Annotated in this window: 19 protein-coding genes and 1 tRNA gene; 6 read left to right on the plus strand and 14 right to left on the minus strand. The window is 61.9% G+C overall.

Annotated features, from left to right (window positions below; all coding sequences use genetic code 11):
• Positions 1-104 precede the first annotated feature (104 nt).
• Entirely contained in the window at positions 105-1,217 is a 1,113-nt protein-coding gene (locus tag ACM62R_RS14210) for an NAD(P)/FAD-dependent oxidoreductase (protein ID WP_415184699.1), read from the plus strand.
• Positions 1,218-1,226: 9 nt separating this feature from the next.
• Here the strand turns inward: ACM62R_RS14210 and ACM62R_RS14215 are convergent, their stop codons facing one another.
• From ACM62R_RS14215 to ACM62R_RS14230, 4 genes are all read right to left on the minus strand, one after another.
• Positions 1,227-3,314, minus strand: coding sequence for a TRAP transporter permease (locus ACM62R_RS14215; RefSeq protein WP_415184700.1), 2,088 nt, complete (start codon positions 3,312-3,314; stop codon positions 1,227-1,229).
• A 76-nt stretch (positions 3,315-3,390) separates the two neighbouring features.
• The gene (locus ACM62R_RS14220) at positions 3,391-4,398 is read right to left on the minus strand and encodes a TAXI family TRAP transporter solute-binding subunit (protein WP_415184701.1); all 1,008 of its coding nucleotides are present in this window, start codon (positions 4,396-4,398) and stop codon (positions 3,391-3,393) included.
• Positions 4,399-4,507: 109 nt separating this feature from the next.
• Positions 4,508-5,887: a phosphomannomutase gene (locus tag ACM62R_RS14225; protein ID WP_415184702.1), complete on the minus strand. Its 1,380-nt coding sequence runs from the start codon at positions 5,885-5,887 to the stop codon at positions 4,508-4,510.
• A 91-nt stretch (positions 5,888-5,978) separates the two neighbouring features.
• A complete protein-coding gene (locus tag ACM62R_RS14230) occupies positions 5,979-7,412 on the minus strand; it encodes a mannose-1-phosphate guanylyltransferase/mannose-6-phosphate isomerase (protein WP_415184703.1) in 1,434 nt (477 codons plus the stop codon).
• Between the two features lie 253 nt (positions 7,413-7,665).
• On the opposite strand from ACM62R_RS14230, the gene ACM62R_RS14235 reads away from it, so the two are divergent.
• Entirely contained in the window at positions 7,666-8,349 is a 684-nt protein-coding gene (locus ACM62R_RS14235) for an MOSC domain-containing protein (protein ID WP_415184704.1), read from the plus strand.
• An 82-nt stretch (positions 8,350-8,431) separates the two neighbouring features.
• Here ACM62R_RS14235 and ACM62R_RS14240 read toward each other — a convergent pair.
• Positions 8,432-8,508 (minus strand) — tRNA-His (locus ACM62R_RS14240).
• A 178-nt stretch (positions 8,509-8,686) separates the two neighbouring features.
• Here ACM62R_RS14240 and ACM62R_RS14245 point away from each other — a divergent pair.
• Entirely contained in the window at positions 8,687-8,902 is a 216-nt protein-coding gene (locus ACM62R_RS14245) for a DUF6324 family protein (protein ID WP_415184705.1), read from the plus strand.
• On the opposite strand, the gene ACM62R_RS14250 is transcribed toward ACM62R_RS14245, so the two are convergent.
• From ACM62R_RS14250 to ACM62R_RS14275, 6 genes are all read right to left on the minus strand, one after another.
• Positions 8,886-9,350 carry an MmcB family DNA repair protein gene (locus ACM62R_RS14250; protein ID WP_415184706.1) on the minus strand — a complete coding sequence of 155 codons (465 nt, stop codon included), beginning with the start codon at positions 9,348-9,350 and terminating at the stop codon, positions 8,886-8,888. The genes ACM62R_RS14245 and ACM62R_RS14250 overlap by 17 nt on opposite strands.
• Positions 9,351-9,610: 260 nt before the next feature.
• Positions 9,611-9,925, minus strand: a complete 315-nt coding sequence (locus tag ACM62R_RS14255; protein WP_415184707.1) for a hypothetical protein — start codon at positions 9,923-9,925, stop codon at positions 9,611-9,613.
• Between the two features lie 154 nt (positions 9,926-10,079).
• Positions 10,080-10,580, minus strand: a complete 501-nt coding sequence (gene nusB, locus ACM62R_RS14260) for a transcription antitermination factor NusB (protein WP_415184708.1) — start codon at positions 10,578-10,580, stop codon at positions 10,080-10,082.
• Entirely contained in the window at positions 10,577-11,128 is a 552-nt protein-coding gene (locus ACM62R_RS14265) for a 6,7-dimethyl-8-ribityllumazine synthase (protein ID WP_415184709.1), read from the minus strand. Before ACM62R_RS14265 ends, nusB begins: the two co-directional genes overlap by 4 nt.
• A 4-nt stretch (positions 11,129-11,132) precedes the next feature.
• The gene (ribB, locus tag ACM62R_RS14270; protein WP_415184710.1) at positions 11,133-12,269 is read right to left on the minus strand and encodes a 3,4-dihydroxy-2-butanone-4-phosphate synthase; all 1,137 of its coding nucleotides are present in this window, start codon (positions 12,267-12,269) and stop codon (positions 11,133-11,135) included.
• Positions 12,266-12,865, minus strand: a complete 600-nt coding sequence (locus tag ACM62R_RS14275) for a riboflavin synthase (protein WP_415184711.1) — start codon at positions 12,863-12,865, stop codon at positions 12,266-12,268. Before ACM62R_RS14275 ends, ribB begins: the two co-directional genes overlap by 4 nt.
• Before the next feature lie 196 nt (positions 12,866-13,061).
• On the opposite strand from ACM62R_RS14275, the gene ACM62R_RS14280 reads away from it, so the two are divergent.
• The 3 genes from ACM62R_RS14280 to ACM62R_RS14290 all read left to right on the plus strand — a co-directional run bounded on the left by ACM62R_RS14280 (position 13,062) and on the right by ACM62R_RS14290 (position 17,605).
• Entirely contained in the window at positions 13,062-14,342 is a 1,281-nt protein-coding gene (locus ACM62R_RS14280; RefSeq protein WP_415184712.1) for a capsule biosynthesis protein, read from the plus strand.
• An 81-nt stretch (positions 14,343-14,423) separates the two neighbouring features.
• Positions 14,424-15,557, plus strand: coding sequence for a polysaccharide biosynthesis/export family protein (locus tag ACM62R_RS14285; RefSeq protein ID WP_415184713.1), 1,134 nt, complete (start codon positions 14,424-14,426; stop codon positions 15,555-15,557).
• The gene (locus tag ACM62R_RS14290) at positions 15,557-17,605 is read left to right on the plus strand and encodes a capsular polysaccharide biosynthesis protein (RefSeq protein WP_415184714.1); all 2,049 of its coding nucleotides are present in this window, start codon (positions 15,557-15,559) and stop codon (positions 17,603-17,605) included. The genes ACM62R_RS14285 and ACM62R_RS14290 overlap by 1 nt, the downstream gene beginning before the upstream one ends.
• Here ACM62R_RS14290 and ACM62R_RS14295 read toward each other — a convergent pair whose 3' ends face one another.
• Genes ACM62R_RS14295 through ACM62R_RS14305 form a run of 3 tightly spaced genes read right to left on the minus strand, consistent with a single transcriptional unit; the run spans position 17,606 to position 20,393 of the window.
• A complete protein-coding gene (locus ACM62R_RS14295; protein WP_415184715.1) occupies positions 17,606-17,875 on the minus strand; it encodes a nitric oxide reductase F protein in 270 nt (89 codons plus the stop codon).
• Positions 17,876-17,877: 2 nt separating this feature from the next.
• Entirely contained in the window at positions 17,878-18,453 is a 576-nt protein-coding gene (locus ACM62R_RS14300) for a cytochrome c oxidase subunit 3 family protein (protein WP_415184716.1), read from the minus strand.
• Complete coding sequence (locus ACM62R_RS14305; RefSeq protein ID WP_415184718.1) at positions 18,450-20,393, minus strand: nitric oxide reductase activation protein NorD; 1,944 nt, start codon at positions 20,391-20,393, stop codon at positions 18,450-18,452. Before ACM62R_RS14305 ends, ACM62R_RS14300 begins: the two co-directional genes overlap by 4 nt.
• Positions 20,394-20,410 lie beyond the last annotated feature (17 nt).

The raw sequence follows: 20,410 nt of genomic DNA on the forward strand, positions 1-20,410 counted from the left end.
CTGCAAAACCATCGGCGCCCAGGCCCACGGCTTGCCCGGTTGCAGCTTGGCACCGGCTTTGGGAAGTGTAACCTTGGGCGCGCAATCCTGCTGCCGGAGGTTTTATGGATACCGTCGATTGCATCGTTGTCGGCGCGGGGGTTGTGGGCCTTGCCTGTGCGCGCAAGCTGGCGGAATCCGGGCTTGAGACGATCATACTGGAGCGGGCCGGTGCCTATGGTACCGAAACCAGCTCACGCAACTCCGAAGTGGTGCATGCCGGGATCTACTACCCCACGGGCAGCCTGAAGGCTCGGCTTTGTGTTACCGGTCGCGCGCAGCTTTATGATTATGCCGTTCGCAAGGGGGTGCCGCACCACCGCTGCGGCAAACTGATCGTGGCGACCAGCGCAGCGCAGGATGCAGGGCTTGCCGCCATTGCCGAAAGGGCCGCCGCCTGCGGGGTCACTGATCTTTCCCTGCTTGACCGGGCAGAGGCGCAGCGCATGGAACCCGCCCTGAACTGCACCTCGGCGCTGCTGTCCCCTTCAACCGGGATCATCGACAGCCATGCGCTGATGCGCGCGCTTTTGGGCGATGCCGAGGCGGCGGGCGCGGTGCTAAGCCTTAACAGCGAAGTGACCGGCGGGCAGATCCGCGAGGGGCTGTTCGTGCTACGCACCCGTGACACCCAAACCGGCGAAGATTTCACGCTTGCCGCGCGGCATCTGGTCAACGCCGCCGGGCTATGGGCCAGCGGGGTGGCGGCGTCACTGGACGGATTGCCCGCGCGTCATGTGCCACAAACGCGCTTTGCACGGGGCAGCTATTTTGCGGTGCCGGGGCGCGCGGCCTTTTCGCGGCTGATCTATCCGGTGCCGGAACCGGGCGGGCTGGGCGTGCATCTGACGCTGGATTTGGGCGGCAACATGCGTTTTGGCCCCGATGTCGAATGGATCGACAGTATTGATTACCGCACATCGGACGCACGGCGCGATCATTTCGTGACCGAGATCCGCAAATACTGGCCCGCCTTGCCGGCTGATGCGTTAGCACCCACCTATTGCGGCATCCGGCCCAAACTTTCTGGCCCCGGCGAGCCGGCGGCAGATTTCAGCATCCAGGGCCCCGCGCAGCACGGCGTTGCCGGGCTGATCAATCTGTTCGGCATCGAAAGCCCGGGGCTGACGGCCTCTTTGGCCATCGCGGATGAGGTGGCGCGCGGGCTGGCGCGGTAGGCCAACGGCTTACCGCGCGACCCGCCGCACGGGCCAGACCCCCATCATCTGCCGCAAGATGATCGGGATCATCAGCGCAATGCCCAGCGCCGTTGCCATCAGATCCGGCGCCACCAGCAGCAATGCCGCCAGCACCAAAACGACCCGCTCAATCAGATGAAGCGGCGCGAACAGCCAGTTCGACACCGCCGAGGCCAGCGCCCAGATACCCAAGGCGGCCCCCCCGGCGGCAAGGAAAAACGCCCCCCAGGTGAACCCGTCCGTAACCAGCAACAGCGACGGCGAAAACGCAAAGACGAAGGGCACCAACACTTTGCCCATCCCCAACCTGAATGCGGTATTCCCGGCCTTGAAGGCGTTGCCCCCCGCAATACCCGCCGCCGCATAGGCCGCCATCGCCACAGGTGGCGTGATGTCCGCCAGCACCCCGTAGTAGAAGACAAAGAAATGCGCGACCAGCGGCTGCACCCCCAATAGCCCCAGGATGGGCGCGGCGACCGCCACCATGATGATGTAATTCGCCGTCGTCGGAATTCCGCAACCCATCAGGATGCAGACCACCGCCGTCAGCAACAGCGTGAACAGCAGCGTCAGCGCCCCGACGCCCATCACCTCAAACGGCAGCACCGACAGCCACCCCGACACCGACGTGGCCCAATCAGCGGCAACGCCAGTGACCATGTAGGCGATCTTGAAGCCCACGCCGGTCAGCGTCACCACGCCGATCACGACCCCCACCAAAGCCGCCGCAGCGGTGATCGCCAGCGACTGTTTGGCGCCCAGAACAAACCCTTCCCACAGATCCTCGGCCGCCGCGCGCAACCCGCGCACCACGCCCATTGCGATCAGCTTTTGCACCAACAGAACTGCGATACAGGAGGTGATTGCCCAGAACGCAGCGGCAAAGGGCGTGCGCCCGCTAAGCAGCACCACGATCAGCAAGATAAGTGGCACCGTCGACAGCCAGCCTGATTTGAACACGCGCCAGGCATTGGGCAGCTCATCCCGGCTCAGGCCGCGCAGGCCCAGGCGGCGGGCCTCAAGGTGGACCTGCACCAGCACCCCAAAAAAGTGCATGAAGGCCGGCACCAGCGCCGCTGTCAGAATCGTGGTCAGCGGCAGACCCAGATACTCGATCATCAGGAACGCGACAGCGCCCATGACCGGTGGCGTGATCTGCCCCCCGGTCGAGGCAGCCGCCTCAACCGCCGCTGCAAAGTGGCGCGGATAGCCAATGCGGATCATCGCCGGAATGGTCAGCGCCCCCGTCGTCACCGTATTGGCAATGGACGACCCGGAAATCGACCCCAGCATCGCAGACGACAGCACCGCAACCTTGGCAGGCCCGCCCGCATATCGCCCCGCCAGCGCCGAGGCGAGGTCAATGAACAACTGCCCCAGCCCGATCTTGGTCGCCATCACGCCAAACAGCACGAAATGGAACACATAGGTTGCAATCACCCCCAGCGCGGTGCCGTAAATACCCTGCGACGTCAGATAAAGATGGTTGACGATATTGGACCAACTTGCCCCCGGATGCACCAGTATCCCCGGCATCGAACGGCCAAAATAGGCATAGGCCATGAACAGGATCGCAATCACCGGCAGCGGCCAGCCCATGGATCTGCGCGTCGCCTCCAACAGCACGACAATCAAGATGGTGCCCATCACAATGTCGATCGGCAGCGGGTTGCCCACGCGAAACGCAAGCTGGTCATAGATCCACGGCACATAAAGCGCCGCCACCGCCCCGGCGATAGCCAGCACCCAATCCGCCAGCGGTAACCCAAACGGGGCCAATATCCCGGCGCGCACGGGCCGGTCGGAAAAGGCCGAAAAGCTGAGAAATACCAGAAAAATCGTAACCGCCATATGGATGCCGCGGTGCGTCGTTGCCCGCGGAATACCGTAACCGGCGGTGTAGAAGTGATAACATGACAGCAAAAACATGATCGTCGCTGACAGGATCGTCAGCGACCGGCCAAGACTGCGAAACCGCATTTCGGGGTCAAACCGTTCTTCAAGCTTGGCCAGGTCCGCTGTTGTCAGAACAGGCGGGTCACCCGCGGCTTCGGTCTTGTCATGCTTTTCGTTCATCTATCCCGCCTCTGAAAATGCGAACGCAGGGCCACCCGTGTATGGCCGCCCTGCGCAATGGCTCGCCTCGTCTGGCTTACTTCAGCAGGCCGGCTTCCTTGTAGAAACGCTCGGCCCCCGGATGCAGTGGAATACCCACACCCGCCAGCGCGGTCTCGGCGCGGATCAGCTTGCCTTTGGCGTGACCTGCATCAAACTGCTTGCGGGTGTTTTCGTTCCACAGCGCCTTGGTGATGCCGTAGATCAGTTCTTCGGGCTGGTCGGCGCTGGTGATCCACTGGGCGCCTACCGACAGGGTTGGGGTGTCTACGTCCACGCCCTGATAGGTGCCGGCCGGCACCATATCGCTGGCAAAGAAGGGATACTTCTCACAGGTGTCGCCCGCCTCTTCGCAGCGGATCGGCACCAGCGTCACAGGATGCTGGCTGGCCAGTTCGGCAATCGCGCCGGCCGGAAAGCCGCCCACGAAAAAGAACGCATCCATCGCGCCGTCGCGCATCCGGTCAGCGGCCTGATCGGGCTTCAAAAATTCAGCCTGAACGTCATCCTCGCTTAGGCCATAGCCCTCAAGGATGATCCGCGCATCGACCAGCGTGCCAGAGCCGGGCTCGTCCATCGACACTTTCTTGCCCTTCAGGTCTGCCACACCGGAAATGCCCGCATCGGCGCGCGCGACCAGATGGATGCTTTCGGGGTAAAGGTTTGCAATCGCACGCAGTTTTTCGACTGCGGGTTTGCCTTCCCAGATCCCGGTGCCGCTATAGGCCCAGCTTGCCACGTCCGACTGCGCAAAGCCGGATTCCAGCGTGCCACCGGCAATCGCGTTCACGTTCGCCACCGAACCGTTGGCCGCCAAAGCCGAGGCCACCAGCCCCGGCACGCCGCACGATCCGCCCTGATCGCATTCGCGCGACCCCGGCGGGTTTGAAATCGCGTTGGCGATCAGCCCACCGATCGGATAGTAGGTGCCTGCCGTGCCGCCGGTGCCAATGCGGAAAAAGGTCATATCCTGTGCCACCGCAGGGCCAGTCGTCAGACCCAGGGCCATCACAAGGCCCACAATGGCGTTGAAACGTTTCGTCATAATCCTTCTCCCGTCGTGCAATAGGTTATCGTCACACTTGACCGGATGACTTTAGAGGCACCCTTTGGCTTGGCGCAACCCGGTATTGCGTGGCGGTCACCGCATCGCCCTAGGGTGCGGCAAACCCGGCCAGCACCGACCGGATACCGGCCACGCCCTCGGCCACACGCGCGGCGTTACCCTTGGCCTCGACGTTCAACCGCACCACGGGCTCGGTGTTGGACGCCCGCAGGTTGAAACGCCAATCCTCAAAGGTAAGGCTCATCCCGTCCATATCCTCGACCATCAGCGCGCCGGGGGCATAGGCCGCGCGCACGGCGGCCATTGCCGCCACCGGGTCCGACAGCCGAAAGTTGATTTCACCGGATGACGGAAATCTTGCCCGCCTGTCGGCCACCAAATCGGCCAGGCTGGTGCCGCTACGGCCCATCAGCTCCGCCACCAAAAGCCAGGGGATCATGCCGCTGTCGCAATAGGCAAAATCCCGAAAATAGTGGTGAGCAGACATTTCTCCGCCGTAAACAGCGCCCGTTTCGCGCATCTTCTGTTTGATAAAGACATGTCCGGTCGCCGACAGAACAGCCCGCCCCCCGGCCTTTGCCACCACATCAAGCGTATTAAGCACCACACGAGGGTCATGCACGATCTGTTCGCCGGGGTGCTTTTCCAGAAACACCGCCGCCAGCAGGCCCAGAATATACTCGCCATCAATGAACTGCCCGTCTGCGTCAAAGAAAAAGCAGCGGTCGAAATCGCCATCCCATGCCACGCCCATATCGGCGCCGTGGGCGCGCACCGCATTTGCGGTGATCGGCTGGTTCTCGGGCAAAAGCGGGTTGGGGATGCCGTTTGGAAAACTTCCATCCGGGTCATGGTGCATCCGGACAAAGCGCAAGGGCGCGCCATGGGCCTCAAGTTCGACTGCCACGGCGTCGAACGCCGGGCCCGCCACGCCATTGCCGGAATTGACAAGAATGGTCAGCGGGCGCAGCGCCGCCGGGTCCACAAACTTCATCACCGTCTGCACATAGGCAGCCCGTGCGTGGGTTGCATCGCGGCGCACGCCCCCCCGCTGCGGGGCGGCAAATTCGCCGCTTTCGGCAAGGCGGCGCACCGCGCCCAAGGTGCGGTCGGGGTCAATGGGGGTGGCATGGGGGCCAACCAGTTTCATCCCGTTATAGTCGATCGGGTTGTGCGATGCTGTGACCTCAATCCCGCCATCGGCACCAAAATGATGCGTTGCGTGATACATCTCTTCGGTGCCCGCCAGGCCGATATCCAGCACCTCTGCACCGCTTTCCAACAGCCCTTCAATCAGCGCCTCGGCCAACGGACCCGAGCTTTCGCGGCAATCGCGGCCCACCACCACACGGCGCGCCGCCAGCACCTCGCAAAAGGCACGGCCAATGCGTTTCGCGATAGCCGGGTCAAGATCAACGCCGACCCGGCCCCGGATGTCATAGGTCTTGAAACAGGTCAGTTCTTGCACCCGCGCCCCTCCGTTTATCACTGGCTGGGACCTGGGTTACCCCGGCCCCGTTCGGATCAACATATCCGCCCGCCAAAGCCGTGACCAGCGCTCAGCACGCGGCAATATGCGCGACTTCCCGAGGCAGCGGGGCGGCATCGGCGGCGGTATCTTCGCCCGCCCCCGCGATGCCATTTCCGACCTGCATCACAACCCAAACAGCAGGCACGTCGCCCGGATTCTCAACCGTCACGGCCGCGCCCGGCGCAACGTCAACCGCTTGAAAAACGGCCACTTTGCGCAGCCATTCGCCCTGCACAAGCTGTGCTTCGCCCGATACCAGCCGCCAGGTTTCACCCCAGCCCAGCGGGGCCTGTGTATGCATCACCCCCCCCGGATACAGCACCACCCGGCGCAACGTATAGCCTAACCCTGCGGCCAGAACCTCGACCGTGCCGCCTGCCAAATGACGCAGCGTCGCATTGCCAGCGCCGGCACCCAACCCAAGCACCTCGACCACGCGGCGCACCTCTTGCGCGCATCTGCGGTCTGCAACCAGTACCGCATCCGGGGTCGATACCGCGATGATCCCCTCCAACCCCATACCGATCAGCGCCGGCCCACCGCCATCCGCGTGCAACAGCGTATCACGGCACCCCAGCGCCTGCGCCGCGCCTACGGTTGCGACACCCTCTGCATCGGGCGCGCTGGCACGCCAGACCGCCTCCCAACTGCCCAAATCAGACCACTCGCCGGTATAGCGCACGACCGACAGGTTTTTGGCATGTTCCATCACCGCGTAATCAACTGAAACCGCCTCTGTCTTGGCCCATGGCGCGGGGGCAAGGCGCAAAGACCCAAGGTCGGCCCGCGCATCCGCCAAGGCGGCCTGAACCGGCCCGAAAAGCTGTGGCGCGTGAGCGCGAAACGCAGCCAGCATCGTCGCTGCGGTGGCAAGGAATATCCCCGCGTTCCAAAGGTATTGGCCGGATGCCACCATGCGCGCCGCCTCATCCGGTGCAGGTTTTTCAACAAACCGGCGCACCCGGCACAAGGCCGACATATCCCTTGTTTCCAGATAGCCAAAGCCGGTTTCTGCCCGGGTCGGGGAAATACCAAAGGTAACCAGATCACCCGCCAACGCCGCCGCAACCCCGGTTGCCACCACCGCACGAAACGCCGCCTCGTCCGGGATAACGTGATCCGAGGGCACGACCAACATCAACCGGCCGGGGTCAACTGCCGCCAAATGCAGCGCGGCCGCCAGTATCGCGGGCGCGGTATTGCGCCCCTCTGGTTCCAGCAGAACCGGGCCCGGATCAACCCCGACAGCCGCCAACTGTTTGGCCACAATAAAGCGAAAGTCAGTGTGGGTAATGATAAGCGGGGCAGCAAACCCAGAACCGTGTAGCCGCCGGGCCGTAAGCTGAAAAAGGGTTTGATCGCCACAAATTACAGCGAACTGCTTGGGCAGGCTTGCGCGTGACAAAGGCCAGAGCCGTGTTCCCGCGCCACCACACAACAAAACCGGCGTGATGAGGCGCATAATCTACTCCGTTGATCAATCGACCATCGGCACTCTAACTGCTTCATCACAAAAAACAACCATAAGGAGAGTTTTGAAATTATCGCGCCAAAATTATGACCCCCATCCCTTTACTGTTACAACCGGACTTCATTGCGCGCACGATGTCAGCCAATTATATAGATGGCGTATACCGCCCGACATTCTCAGACCGTGTTGGGGCAGCGCTGCACCGCATCCGGACCGAAGAAATTTGTATTGAACGGGGTCAAGCATGACTTTGACGACGACAATAGGGGCGCTTTTTATCGGTCAGGCAGAAACCCATTGGGTGGGCAGGCCGGCATCTGCAATCGTCAAACACCCGGTCACGACCCGGCTTGAGATTACGCCCACGGGGATTGTCGGGGACGCGCAGGCGGATCTGACCTTCCATGGCGGCCCGGAAAAGGCGATCCATCACTACGCGGCGGAACATTACCCAAAATGGCAAACCGAACTGGGGCGCAGCGATCTGTTTCCGGGGCGGTTTGGCGAAAACATCTCGACATTGGGGATGACCGAAGACACCCTTTGCATCGGAGATATTCTGACCCTTGGCACCGCCACCGTCCAAATCAGTCAGGGTCGGCAACCCTGCTGGAAGCTTAACGCCCATATGGGCGACAACAAGATGGCCTTCAGGTTTCAAAATACCGGGCGTACCGGCTGGTATTACCGGGTGCTGACCATCGGCCATGTCGCCCCTGGGGACCTGATAGAGGTGGTTGAACGGCCCTGCCCACAATGGTCTGTGCGGCTGGTAACACAGGCCCGGTTGACACGCCGCATCGCCCCGGAAAAGGCCGCAGAGCTGGCCGAACTGACCCAACTGGCACCCAGTTGGCGCAAGGCTTTTGCGCGTTTCGCCCAAGGCGTGGCAGACGAAGATACCGCGCCACGGCTAAGCGGCACATAGATCCTTTGGCCGGATCCAACCGCAAAGCCGGGGCCTTTGCCCAACTTCGAGACGCTCTTGCGACCAAACTTTCGGGAAATTGTGGTACAGCTTCCCCGGCTCGAACGGGGGACCCCCAGATCCACAATCTGGTGCTCTAACCAACTGAGCTAAAGCTGCACTGCGCGGGGATTTAGCCTCAGTACGACCCGATTGCAAGGGGCTATGCGTCACAACCTTAGATCCCGGCCCCTCTTGCCCGCGCTGCCAAGACAGGTTAACCCGCCACAAACCCACACGCTATTACGCCTGTGAACGCGCCAGACCTTGGGCAAAACCGGCTGCATCGGAGAATTTGATGGGCATAGACAAGCAAAGCGATATTGCGGCCAATGTGCAGATCGGCCCCACGACATTGGGCATGGTACGCCTGTATATTGAGGCAGAAGGCATTGAATTGCCCTTGGATTTCGAGCCAGAAGAAGCCGACGAGATTGCCGAGGAACTGCGTGCCGCCGCCGAGGCAGCCCGCGCCATGACCCAAAGGGCGCCAAAATCTAAACCGAAGAAGTGACCATAACGCCCGGGTCACGCAACCCGTGCAGCCTGACCGCAGCAGTACGCGCAAAATTGCGCAACAACACCTTGCGGCGGGCCGCCGGCAGCGGCATTTCCGGGCCCAGACGCAGCACCTCGGCGTCATAACGGTCGGCCAGAATCAGGCCGGTCTGGTCGGGTAGGATTTCGACCGGAAAGTCGGCATCCACCGCCCAAAAGAAGCGATCACACCACGGCAAATACCCTTGCCATTTGCGGTCCGCCTGAAAATCCGCCCGGCAGGATTTACACTCAACAATCCAGATTTCCGCCTTTGGCCCCAAACACATAAGATCAACCCGCAGGCCCGGGGCAGGGGTGAATTCGGGCACCGACACAAAATCAATCCCCAACATTGCGCGCGCGACGCCGCGCGCCAGCATTTGGCCCGGTTGCAAGGGTTGATCAGGGTAAGGTCGGGTCATCCGGTCATGATGAACAAAGAACGAACATCGTGCAAGCCTTGTATATCGGCAATGCGCGCCCTATCTGTGGTGCTGGCGGGTTCTGCTCTTCTCGTGACCGGCACTTTTCCAGTGGCCGATAAGCAACTCCGAGGCGGCTGGCTCTGTCAGGATCCTGGTCCTGATATCTGGCTACCACCTGGTAAAACCAGGCTCTCGGGAAAAAACGCGCGGCACGGCCGCTGCGGATCCCGCCGCCTTAACGCTTCGATATATTTGGCTTAATTTGCGCCCTTACGGGCCGCAGAGGGAACCGGGATCAGATCACCGGTAATTGGGATTTCATCGCGCTTACCCCCTTGGCCGCCATCCTCGGGATCGGCCATCCGCATAACGGCGATGGCGAACTGAACGCCCGAAAACACCACCGCGTTAAAGACGACCAAAAGCGCCACCGCGATCATCCCCACATCAGAGGTAGAGATCAGGTGCCACAGGTTCCCGACATTGAACCACATCAACAGCCCGACAAATACGACCGAAAGGCATGATCCAATCGCAATGTTGCGCAGATACAGGCGGACGAGTTGCGGCATCTTGGGTCTCCGAAGGGTGTGGTTGAACATGTAGTGCGGTGACGCAAAAATCAACCGCCCCGACCGCGCAACCCTGTATGACACCCGAGGGGACCAAGGTTTCTGCCTTGGGCGGCAACGCGAGAGATCGGCGGCGCATACCCCCCCGCGTGCGTTAGCTGAACGCCTCGGGGCGGAACGCGCGGGCCATATGGTCCAGCACGGCGTTGACAAATTTCGGCTCTTTTCCTTCGGGAAAAAATGCGCGCGCGACATCGACAAATTCGTTGATCACCACTTTGGGGGGGGTCGCGGGGGTGACCAATTCTGCCCCTGCGGCACGAAAAAGAGCGCGCAAGGTCGGGTCGATCCGGTCAATCGGCCAAGCGGCCAACAGGGCGTTATCGGTGGCCTGGTCAATCTTTGCCTGCCACATCACCGCGTCATCCAGCAGACGGCGGAACAGGTTGGTGTCGCCTTCAGCCATCTCATCGCCTTCATAGACAGCGCCAAAGCGATGGTTTTCAAATTCGGAACGCACACGGTCCACGCCTTGTCCTGCTGCCTCCATCTGAAACAGCGCCTGCACGGCATAAAGCCGGGCTGCGGATTTACGCTGGCGCTTTTCTTCCAGCGTTGGTTTGCGCGTGGGGGCGGCGGGCTCGGGGGTCGTCATGCGGTCGGGTATCCTTCTGGGTCACCGGCCAATAGGATCGTCTCGCCCGATGGGCGGAATCCAATACCCTTGGTCCGGCCCGCCCATTTGCGGGAAAGCGCGACCAGATGCAAGGCCGCAGCGGCCGCCCCGCCGCCCTTGTTCTGGCCCTCGGGATCGGCACGAACCTCGGCCTGGGGGCGGTTTTCAACCGTGAGGATGCCATTGCCGATTGAGACCCCGTCCAACCCCAGCATCGCAAGCGCGCGCGAACTGTCATTGCAGACCGTATCGTAGTGGGTAGTTTCGCCGCGAATCACACAGCCCAGCGCGACAAAGCCATCATAATCAGCCATGCGGGCGGCCATCGCGATGGCTGTAGGCACCTCTAACGCGCCGGGCACCTCGATCAGGTCCACGACCGCCCCGGCGGTGGCGGCAACAGCCCGCGCACCGGCAACCAGATTGTCAGCGATATCTTTGTAGTAAGGGGCCACGACGATCAGCAGACGCACCGGTTTATCAAACGTTGGCATCGGCAAAACGTAATGGGTTTCATGTCCGGCCATGGGATCAATCCTCGGGTTTCGCGTAGGGCGTCTCAATCGGGCGGGTGCTCTCGATGGTCAGACCATAAGCCTCAAGCCCAACAACCTTTGGCCTGCCCGAATTGGACAAAAGCACCAGCTTTGACAGGCCAAGGGCCGAAAGTATCTGTGCGCCAAGCCCGTATTGGCGCAGGATCTGCGGGCTAACCTCGCCGGGGGTGGCAATTTTCAGCGCCGTATCGCGCAGCAGCACGACCACGCCGCGACCTTCATCCGCAATCATGCGCATCGCGGCAGGCAGTTGACCCGCATGACCGGGATTAAGGCCCAACACGTCATCCAGCGGATCAAGCGCGTGCATCCGCACGAGAACCGGCTCGGCCGAGGAAATATCGCCCATGGTCAGAACGATATGTTCCGCCCCATGGGTTTCATCGGCAAAGACACGCATCGCCCAGTGTCCGCCGTAAACCGAGGTCACGGCCCGCTGCGCCACTTCGTTCACAAGGTTATCATAGCGGCGGCGATAGCCGATCAGGTCGGAAATGGTGCCAATCTTCAGCCCGTGCCGCTGCGCAAAGGCAACCAGGTCCGGCAGGCGCGCCATGGTGCCGTCTTCATTCATGATCTCGCAGATCACCCCGGCGGGATTCAGTCCCGCCAACCGCGCCACATCTACTGCCGCCTCGGTATGGCCCGCGCGCACCAGAACGCCGCCTTCGCGGGCGCGCAGCGGAAAGACATGGCCCGGTGTGGCAATGTCGGCGGCGCCTTTGGACGCATCGATAGCAACGGCAATCGTGCGCGCCCGGTCATGCGCCGAAATGCCAGTGGTCACGCCTTCGCATGCCTCGATCGACATGGTGAAGGCGGTTTCGTGGCGCGACGAATTCTTGGGCGACATCAGCGGCAGGCCCAGCGCATCAATCCGGCTGCCGGGCATCGCGAGGCAGATCAGCCCGCGGCCGTGCATCGCCATGAAGTTGATTGCATCCGGCGTGGCCATCTGCGCGGGGATCACCAGATCGCCCTCATTCTCGCGGTCTTCGTGATCCACAAGGATGAACATCCGGCCATTGCGGGCATCTTCGATGATGTCCTCGACTGCTGAAATGGCGTTGCGCCAGTTTTCCTCTACCGGGCCGGGTTTTTCAAACGTCATGCTTTCCACTCCGCCAGCCGCGCGACATAGCGCGCGAGCGTATCAATTTCGAGATTCACCCCGTCCCCGACGCGGGCATCGCCCCAGGTGGTGACAGATTTCGTATGCGGGATGATATTCACCCCAAAGTCGGTGCCTGTCACCTCGTTTACCGTCAACGACGTGCCGTTCAGCGCGACCGAGCCCTTTTGCGCGACAAACCCGGCCAGCGCATGCGGCGCGCGAAAGGTAAAGCGGGTGCTGTCGCCCTCATCGCGCATCGCGACGATTTCGGCCAGACCATCGACATGGCCTGAAACGATATGGCCGCCCAGTTCGTCCCCGACCTTCAGCGCGCGTTCAAGGTTGATGCGTTTGCCGGGGGCCCAGGTGTCGATATTGGTGCGCGCCACGGATTCGGCAGAAATCTGCACCTCAAACCAGTGTTGCGGGTCTGTGCCCGTGGCGATGACCGTCAGGCAGACGCCATCGCAGGCGATTGACGCGCCAATGTCGATGCCCGCCACATCATAGCGCGTTCCGATCCGCGCGCGCAGATCGCCCGCGCGGGTCAGCGCCAGCACCTCGCCCATATCGGTGATGATCCCGGTGAACATCAAATCCCCCAAGTTGCGTTGTCCCTGCCTAGCCCCCACCGGGCAGAGTCGCAAGGGCGCTAGGTGCCGGGTATTGAGGTCTCTTGCGGGGCAACACCGGGCCTTGCGGGTGCCCACCCGCAACTTAACCCGTGACAGAAACGATTTTTGTCGTCAAATCAGGCATATCGGGGCAAACCCCTTGGCAGGACCGTCGATGACGAACCAAAGAACCTTTTTGATGCTGCAAGGTCCGCATGGGCCATTCTTCCATCAACTGGCAAAAATGCTGCGCAAGGCGGGCGGCACGGTCTGGCATGTCAGCTTTAACCGCGGGGATGAGAGTTTCTGGTTTCACCCCGAAAGCCTGATCCGCTATACCGACCGGGCCGAGGATTGGCCCGCCCGGATTGCCGGCCTGATTGCTGAAAGGCGCGTGACCGATCTGGTGCTATACGGCGACACCCGCCCGATCCACGCGCAGGCAGTTGCGGCGGCCAATGCGGCAGGGGTTCGGGTGCATGTCTTTGAAGAGGGCTATCTGCGGCCCTATTGGGTGACCTATGAACGGGGCGGGTCGAACGGGAATTCGCGGCTGATGGCCATGGATGTGGCCGGTATGCGCGCGGCGCTGGCACATTCGCAGATCGAGCAACCCCTGGCCCCGGCACGTTGGGGCGATATGCGTCACCACATCTTTTACGGCGCGCTTTACCATTTTTTTGTGATGGCGCGTAACGGTCGCTACCGCAATTTTCGCCCACATCGGGGGGTCAGCGTAGCGGGCGAATTCCGGCTTTATCTGCAGCAACTGGCGCTGATGCCGGTGCATATCGCGCAGCGCTGGTGGGCGACGCTGCGCATCCGCTATGGTGGGTTTCCGTTTCATCTGGTGCTGATGCAATTGGAACATGACGCAAGCTTTCGGGCGCATTCGTCCTTCACCTCGCAGACGGAATTTGTCGAATTATGCATCGACGGCTTTGCCAGGGGCGCGCCGCGCCACCACCATCTGGTGTTCAAGGCCCACCCGTTGGAAGATGGCCGTGCCCCGGTGCGCCGCGCGATCCGCAAGGCGGCGCAGGCGCAGGGGGTGGCCGACCGGGTGCATTTCGTGCGCGGCGGCAAACTGGCGGGGTTGCTGGCGCAGGCGCGGTCGGCGGTGACGGTAAATTCCACCGCCGCGCAACAGGTGCTGTGGCGGGGGCTACCGCTGAAAGCCTTTGGCCGCGCGGTCTTTGACCATCCCGAATTCGTTTCACCACAGCCCTTGCCCGAATTTTTCGCTGCCCCCAGTCGCCCCGACAGCCGCGCCTACCGCGACTACCGGCACTATCTGCTGGAAACCAGTCAGGTGCCGGGCGGGTTTTATTCAGCGCGCGGCCGCCGGCAGTTGATGCGCCAGGTAGTTGACATGATGCTGACCCCCGAAGACCCCTATGACGCGCTGACAACCGGCAAAGCGGCACCACGGCAACAGTTGCGGGTAGTGAGTTAAGCGCGCTGGATATTTTTGTCGCGTTTCTGTAGCCTTGCCCGCAAACGGAAAGGCAATTTCCCGGCAAGAGGAGCCTGAGCAGTGAAACTTTGGACTTACCGGGGGGCGCGCCTCGCCGCCCTCGTGGTGCTTGCAGGAAGCGTTGCGGCCTGTAGTTTGCCTCGCTCTGGCCCCAGTAAAGATGAGATTTTTTCAGGTTCCGTGCAGCAAAAAGGTGATTCCTTTGTTGTCACCGTCAACGATCGTGTCACGCGGGCGACGGCGGTTGTGCCGGCGCTTGGGTTTTCGTCGGGGTTTCAGGGCGCTGGAATCGTCGGATCAGATGAGATCAGGCCCGGCGATACACTGGGCCTGACGGTTTGGGAAAACGTCGATGACGGGTTACTGGCGGGCAAGGGTGCGAACTCAACACAATTGTCAGAAGTGCAGGTTGACGGCGAAGGCTATATCTTTGTGCCCTATGCCGGACGGATCAAGGCGGCGGGCAACTCGCCCGAGGCGTTGCGCCAGGTCATCACGTCAAAGCTGGACGCGCAGACACCGGACCCGCAGGTCTCGGTGCAGCGGCTGGCGGGCAATGGTGCGACGGTTTCGGTAATGGGTGCGGTTGGCGGACAAGGCGTCTACCCGATCGAGCGCCCGACACGCACCTTGTCGGCCATGCTGGCGCGGGCAAGCGGTGTTTCGGTCAAACCCGAGATCGCAACAGTGACAGTCAAACGCGGCGGGCATTCGGGCAAGATCTGGCTGACTGACCTTTACGCCAACCCAAAAATGGATATCGCCTTGCGCCCGGGCGACGTGATCCTGGTCGAGGAAGACAAGCGGGCGTTCACCTCGCTTGGGGCAACAGGCACGCAGGCCCGCGTGCCGTTTGACACGCAAACGCTAAGCGCGATTGAGGCGATCGCGACCGTAGGCGGGCTGAAATCCAATCTGGCAGATCCAACCGGGGTGTTCATCTTTCGTAACGAGCCAGCCGAGATCGCCAATTCCGTTCTGGGCCGGAACGATCTGCAAGGCGATCAGCGCATGGTCTATGTGTTGAACCTGACCGAACCCAACGGCATATTCATGGCGCGCGATTTTGTGGTGCGCGACGGCGACACCGTCTATGTGACCGAGGCCCCCTATGTGCAATGGCAAAAGACGCTTTCAGCGCTGACTGGCCCCTTGGCCACGGCCAATACGCTGAACTCCATTGCCGGGGACTGATGCATAAGACAGACAGAAACCACGCCGCCGGGACCGGTTCCCGGCGGCTTTTCTTTTATAATGGCGGCTTCTTGCGCCAACCCAGGTTGCGCCGGATACTGGCGCTGGCGGGGTATGATTTGCGGTTGGGTCTACCGAGGCCGGGTGACGGGGTGGCGGTCTGGGGCCGCAGCCCCTATGCCGCGCGCGGTGAGGCGGTGGCGGCCAAACGCGGTGCGGGTCTGGTGCGGCTGGAGGATGCGTTCCTGCGCTCGGTCCGGCCGGGGCGCATGGGGGATGCGCCATTGGGCCTGTTGATTGACCCTATGGGCGTGCATTTTGACAGCGCCACCCCATCGCGGATCGAGCAGTTACTGGCGACTGCCCCCTTGGACGATACCAACATTTTGCAACAGGCCCGGGACGGAATAGCACGGTTGCAGGCGTTGGTTCTGTCAAAATACAACAACTTTGACGAGACGCTTTTACCGCCGTCGCCCGGCTATGTGCTGGTGGTGGACCAGACGTTAGGCGATGCCTCGATCCGGCACGGCGGGGCCACGGCGGCGACGTTTCGGGAAATGCTGGCCTATGCGCAGATTGAAAACCCCGGCGCGCGGATTGTGATCAAAACCCATCCAGAAACCATGCTGGGTCTGCGCGGTGGTCACTTTGATGACAGGCACGGTGACGCGCGCACCATGCTCTTGCGCGATCCAATCTCGCCCTGGGCGCTCTTGGAGGGTGCGATTGCTGTTTACACGGTGTCATCGCAACTGGGCTATGAGGCAATTCTGGCCGGGCATAAGCCGCGGGTCTTTGGCCAGCCGTTTTATGCGGGCTGGGGGCTGACGGTTGATCAAAGCCCGGTGGCGCGGCGCCAAAGGACGCTGACGCGGGCACAGATTTTCGCGGTCTCCCACATCCTCGCACCCCTGTGGTATGATCCCTGCCGCGACAGACTGTGCAGCTTTTCCGAGGTGGTCGACCAGTTGGAAGCCGAGGTGCGTAGCTACCGCGCCGACCGCGTGGGCCATGTGGCGCTGGGGATGCGGCTGTGGAAACGTGGCGCACTGCAAAAGGTCTTTGGCCGCGAACGGCCCTTGGTTTTTGCCCGTGACGCTGCGGGCGCGGTTGCCAAGGCCCGTGCGACGGGCCGGGGTATTCTGGTCTGGGCGGGCAAGGAAACCCCCGATCTGGCGGCGCAGGCGCAGGGCATTGCCGTGGTACGGGTCGAGGATGGATTCGTGCGCTCTCGCGGGTTGGGCGCTGATCTGGTGGCGGCGCTGTCACTGGTGACAGATCAGCGCGGGATCTACTATGATCCGGCGCGGCCTTCGGACCTTGAGGCGTTGATTGCCGCGCCACCTCTGCCCGGCGGGAAACTGCGGGCCGAGAGGCTATTGGCGACCATTCGCAGGGCGGGCCTGTCAAAATACAACCTGCGCAACCCTGCCCTGCTCATCCTGCCAGAAGGGCGCCGGATTCTGGTGCCGGGGCAGGTCGAGGATGATGCATCAATCCGGTGTGGGGGCGGTAAGGTTTGCACTAATCTTGCATTTCTCGCGCAGGTTCGGGCCGAAAACCCAGCCGCAATTATCATTTTCAAACCTCACCCCGATGTTGAGGCCGGTCTGCGCCCCGGCAGGATCGACCCCCAATCAGCCGGGCTCTATGCAGATGTTGTGGCAGCCCATGCCGATCCGGTCGCCCAGATCGACGCCGTCGATGAGGTTTGGACGATGACCTCGCTGCTGGGGTTTGAGGCGCTGGTCCGCGGCAAGCGGGTCACCTGTCTGGGCGCACCGTTCTACGCCGGTTGGGGGCTGACGCATGATCTGGGGCCGAAGGTGGCGCGGCGCAGCGCAAGACCCGATCTTCTGCAGCTGACCCATGCCGCGCTAATCGCTTATCCGCGCTATTTTGACCCGATCAGCGGCCGCCCCTGCCCGCCCGAAGTCGTGATGGAACGGTTGGAAACCGGATATGTAGGTCGCGCAGGCGTCATGAACCGTGTGCTGGCCAAGGCGCAGGGCATCATGGCCAGCTTTGCCCCACTTTGGCGCTGATCAGCCGGCCAGATAAAGGCCAAGCAGCAAGATCGCGTAAAACGCAAGCACCATTTCAAAGCCACGCCGCCAGAATGGCGCCTCTGCAAGCCCCAGATACTGCACGAGAATTATCCGGGATTTCGCCCAAGCCAGAGTCAAAATCAGGGCGCCCCCCACACTGATCATCGGACCGCTGAGTGCCCCCCGTGCGACCGCAATCGACAGCGCTGTCGACACGCCCGACAGCGCAACAAGCCATATCCATGCGCGGATCAAAGGGTCAGACATGGTTACCTCAGCAAGTAGATGACAGGGAACAGCAGCACCCAGACCAGATCGACCATATGCCAAAAGGCTGCGCCAACCTCAACCGTGCGCGGGGTACAGCGGTAGCCAACCACGGCAAGTATCAAAATACCAAATACCACATGCGCGGCGTGAAAGCCGGTAAGCAGATAGTAAAATGTAAAGAACGGGTGTGTTTCCGTGCCGATGCCTTGTGCAAACTTCGCAGCGTATTCCATGCCCTTGATGACAAGAAACACGACCCCCAACGCCGAAGCGCCCGCCAACAATGCGCGGGTGCGCCAAATCAGCCCGACATGAGCCGCCCGAACCGCCAACGCGGCCAGGAAACCCGAGGTGACCAAAACCAACGTATTCAGACCGGCCCCGGCCCGAAAGAGATGGTCTTGCGCCTCTGCAAAACCGATGGGATCGGTGATCCTGACGGCCAAGAAAGCGGCAAGACCGGCGCCAAAAACCAAAAGTTCTGAAATGATCAGAACCCACATCATCAGATCGCCCGGAAGCTGATCGATAGCCGAAAGCTGTTCCAGCGGTTGCGGGTTAGAAGGTTCTGTCATGCGCCCACCAATTGACGATAGATTTCAGGAAGGGCTGCGGTCAGATGGTCGGCGTGCGGGATCAGCGCATAGCCGCCGCGTCCAAACATCCGCGGAAACCACGATTTGCCCTGCCGATCAACCGTGATGCCAAAGACCGCGTGACCGGCGCGGCGTGCTTCGCGAACGGCCATACGGCTATCTTCGATGCCGTGGCGGCCCTCGTAATGGTCAAGATCGTTGGGCTTTCCATCAGTGATTACCAAAAGCAGACGGCGTTTTTTGCTTTGGCGCGCCAGATCGGCGCTGGCATGGCGCATGGCTGCCCCAAGCCGCGTGTAAAAACCCGGTCGCAACCCCGCAATCCGGGCCTCGACCGTGCGGCTCATCGGTTCACCAAATTCCTTGCAGCCCAGCATATAAACGCGATCGCGGCGTAAAGACGAAAACGCGTTGATAGCGAAATCATCGCTGCACGCATCCAGACCCCAAGCAAGGGCGGTCAAGGCTTCACGTTCAATATCAATAACCTGACGCCCCGTAACCGCGCTCTCGGTAGATCGTGACACATCCAGCAGGATCGACACGGCTAGGTCGCGGGCCTGTGGCCGGGTCTGACGCCAGATCCGCTCGCCCGCCTGGCCGGTGGCCAGAAGATCGGCGCGCGCACGCACGGCCGCCTCGATGTCCAACTCATCGCCATCAAGATGGCCCGACGTCATGATCCGGCCGGGGCGCATCGCCTCGAACTGACGTTTGACAGCGCGGATGCGATGCGCTGCGCGCGGATCTTTCAGGAATTCGGGTTCCTCGGAGCTGGGCTCTTGCTGGCTTGCCAGAACGCGGACGTGATCACGCATATAGCTGCCGGTGCGCACATCCCATTCCGGGTAGGTGTGAATTCCTGATAGCTCTTCGCGGTTGACGTCTTCGGGGGCAAGGTCAAGGTGCAGTTTCAGCCGCGTGGCAGGCGCCTTTGAAATCTGTCCAAGGCCAATTTCATCCTGATCGTCGGCGGCCTTCTTGGCGTCGTCGTTTTCGTCATCCTCAACGCGGCGGTTGAGGTTCAAAAACTCAGCCCACGACAGGATCGCCTCGAATTTGTGCAAGATAAAGCTGTCTGTCCGGTTCGCCTGATCGGCGTTGCGACGGCGTGCGCGGTGGGTGCGCTCGGAATCGCTGCCCTGCTCGGGCGTGCCTTCGGTGTCGCGGCTTTCCACCTCGGAGGCGGCAGAGGTCGTCAATTCGCGCAGGTCGGGCCATAGCGGCACGGGGCGGAACGGCTGATAGCCGGTTGGCAGGCGTAGCGGGGCAAAATCCTCGGCATGCACCGCGGCATCGTAGGTTTGGGATAGCGCCGAAAGGGGGGCCGGGTCGCCCAGATCATGTCGGATCAATGCCTCGATCGCGGCTTCGGCGTGGGGTAGCTTGGGAAAGGGGCGCAGCATCAGGTAGGCGGCGCTCAGATCACGAAAAAGCGGGCGCAGGCCGGGGGCATTTTCCAGCGTAGCGGTGACAGTCGCGCGGGCGGTGGCCAGTGCAGCCAAATCGCTGTGCAGCAGGTCGGCCTCTCCGATTTTACCGGTAGCATGGGCCGCACAGGCGGTTAGCCACAGGTAAAGCGCGGCATTCGCGGCGCGCTCGGGAAAGACCGACAGGCTTTCGGGCAGGCGCAGCGACGCGCCGTCAAAACTGGCGCGGGGCGTCCGCTCAGACTCGGCCCCCAAACGTCGCCAGAATGAGAGCCGGTGGTGGCTGATTTCCGGCGCAACCGGCTTGATCTCGACGGCAGAGGCGCCGCCGAGACCCCGAAAGAACACGGCCAACCGGCCGCCGATCTCACTCAGATCGACACGCGCATCATCATGCACCAAAGGCGCATCCAGACGGCTGGCAAACGAGTGCCATAGCTTCCCGACGGTTTCCTCGGGTTCCCAAGGCTCAAAGTCGATCCTGGTCACGCCCGGCCTCACCCGAA

This window comes from Phaeovulum sp., assembly GCF_047638075.1.
Lineage (GTDB): Bacteria > Pseudomonadota > Alphaproteobacteria > Rhodobacterales > Rhodobacteraceae > UBA6197.

What these genes read in the sequence shown, in the direction of transcription:
- ACM62R_RS14210 (WP_415184699.1), top strand. Translation starts at nt 105, where the DNA reads ATGGATACCGTCGATTGCATCGTTGTCGGCGCGGGGGTTGTGGGCCTT.
- ACM62R_RS14215 (WP_415184700.1), bottom strand. Translation starts at nt 3,314, where the DNA reads ATGAACGAAAAGCATGACAAGACCGAAGCCGCGGGTGACCCGCCTGTT.
- ACM62R_RS14220 (WP_415184701.1), bottom strand. Translation starts at nt 4,398, where the DNA reads ATGACGAAACGTTTCAACGCCATTGTGGGCCTTGTGATGGCCCTGGGT.
- ACM62R_RS14230 (WP_415184703.1), bottom strand. Translation starts at nt 7,412, where the DNA reads ATGCGCCTCATCACGCCGGTTTTGTTGTGTGGTGGCGCGGGAACACGG.
- ACM62R_RS14235 (WP_415184704.1), top strand. Translation starts at nt 7,666, where the DNA reads ATGACTTTGACGACGACAATAGGGGCGCTTTTTATCGGTCAGGCAGAA.
- ACM62R_RS14245 (WP_415184705.1), top strand. Translation starts at nt 8,687, where the DNA reads ATGGGCATAGACAAGCAAAGCGATATTGCGGCCAATGTGCAGATCGGC.
- ACM62R_RS14250 (WP_415184706.1), bottom strand. Translation starts at nt 9,350, where the DNA reads ATGACCCGACCTTACCCTGATCAACCCTTGCAACCGGGCCAAATGCTG.
- ACM62R_RS14255 (WP_415184707.1), bottom strand. Translation starts at nt 9,925, where the DNA reads ATGCCGCAACTCGTCCGCCTGTATCTGCGCAACATTGCGATTGGATCA.
- nusB (WP_415184708.1), bottom strand. Translation starts at nt 10,580, where the DNA reads ATGACGACCCCCGAGCCCGCCGCCCCCACGCGCAAACCAACGCTGGAA.
- ACM62R_RS14265 (WP_415184709.1), bottom strand. Translation starts at nt 11,128, where the DNA reads ATGGCCGGACATGAAACCCATTACGTTTTGCCGATGCCAACGTTTGAT.
- ribB (WP_415184710.1), bottom strand. Translation starts at nt 12,269, where the DNA reads ATGACGTTTGAAAAACCCGGCCCGGTAGAGGAAAACTGGCGCAACGCC.
- ACM62R_RS14275 (WP_415184711.1), bottom strand. Translation starts at nt 12,865, where the DNA reads ATGTTCACCGGGATCATCACCGATATGGGCGAGGTGCTGGCGCTGACC.
- ACM62R_RS14280 (WP_415184712.1), top strand. Translation starts at nt 13,062, where the DNA reads ATGACGAACCAAAGAACCTTTTTGATGCTGCAAGGTCCGCATGGGCCA.
- ACM62R_RS14290 (WP_415184714.1), top strand. Translation starts at nt 15,557, where the DNA reads ATGCATAAGACAGACAGAAACCACGCCGCCGGGACCGGTTCCCGGCGG.
- ACM62R_RS14295 (WP_415184715.1), bottom strand. Translation starts at nt 17,875, where the DNA reads ATGTCTGACCCTTTGATCCGCGCATGGATATGGCTTGTTGCGCTGTCG.
- ACM62R_RS14300 (WP_415184716.1), bottom strand. Translation starts at nt 18,453, where the DNA reads ATGACAGAACCTTCTAACCCGCAACCGCTGGAACAGCTTTCGGCTATC.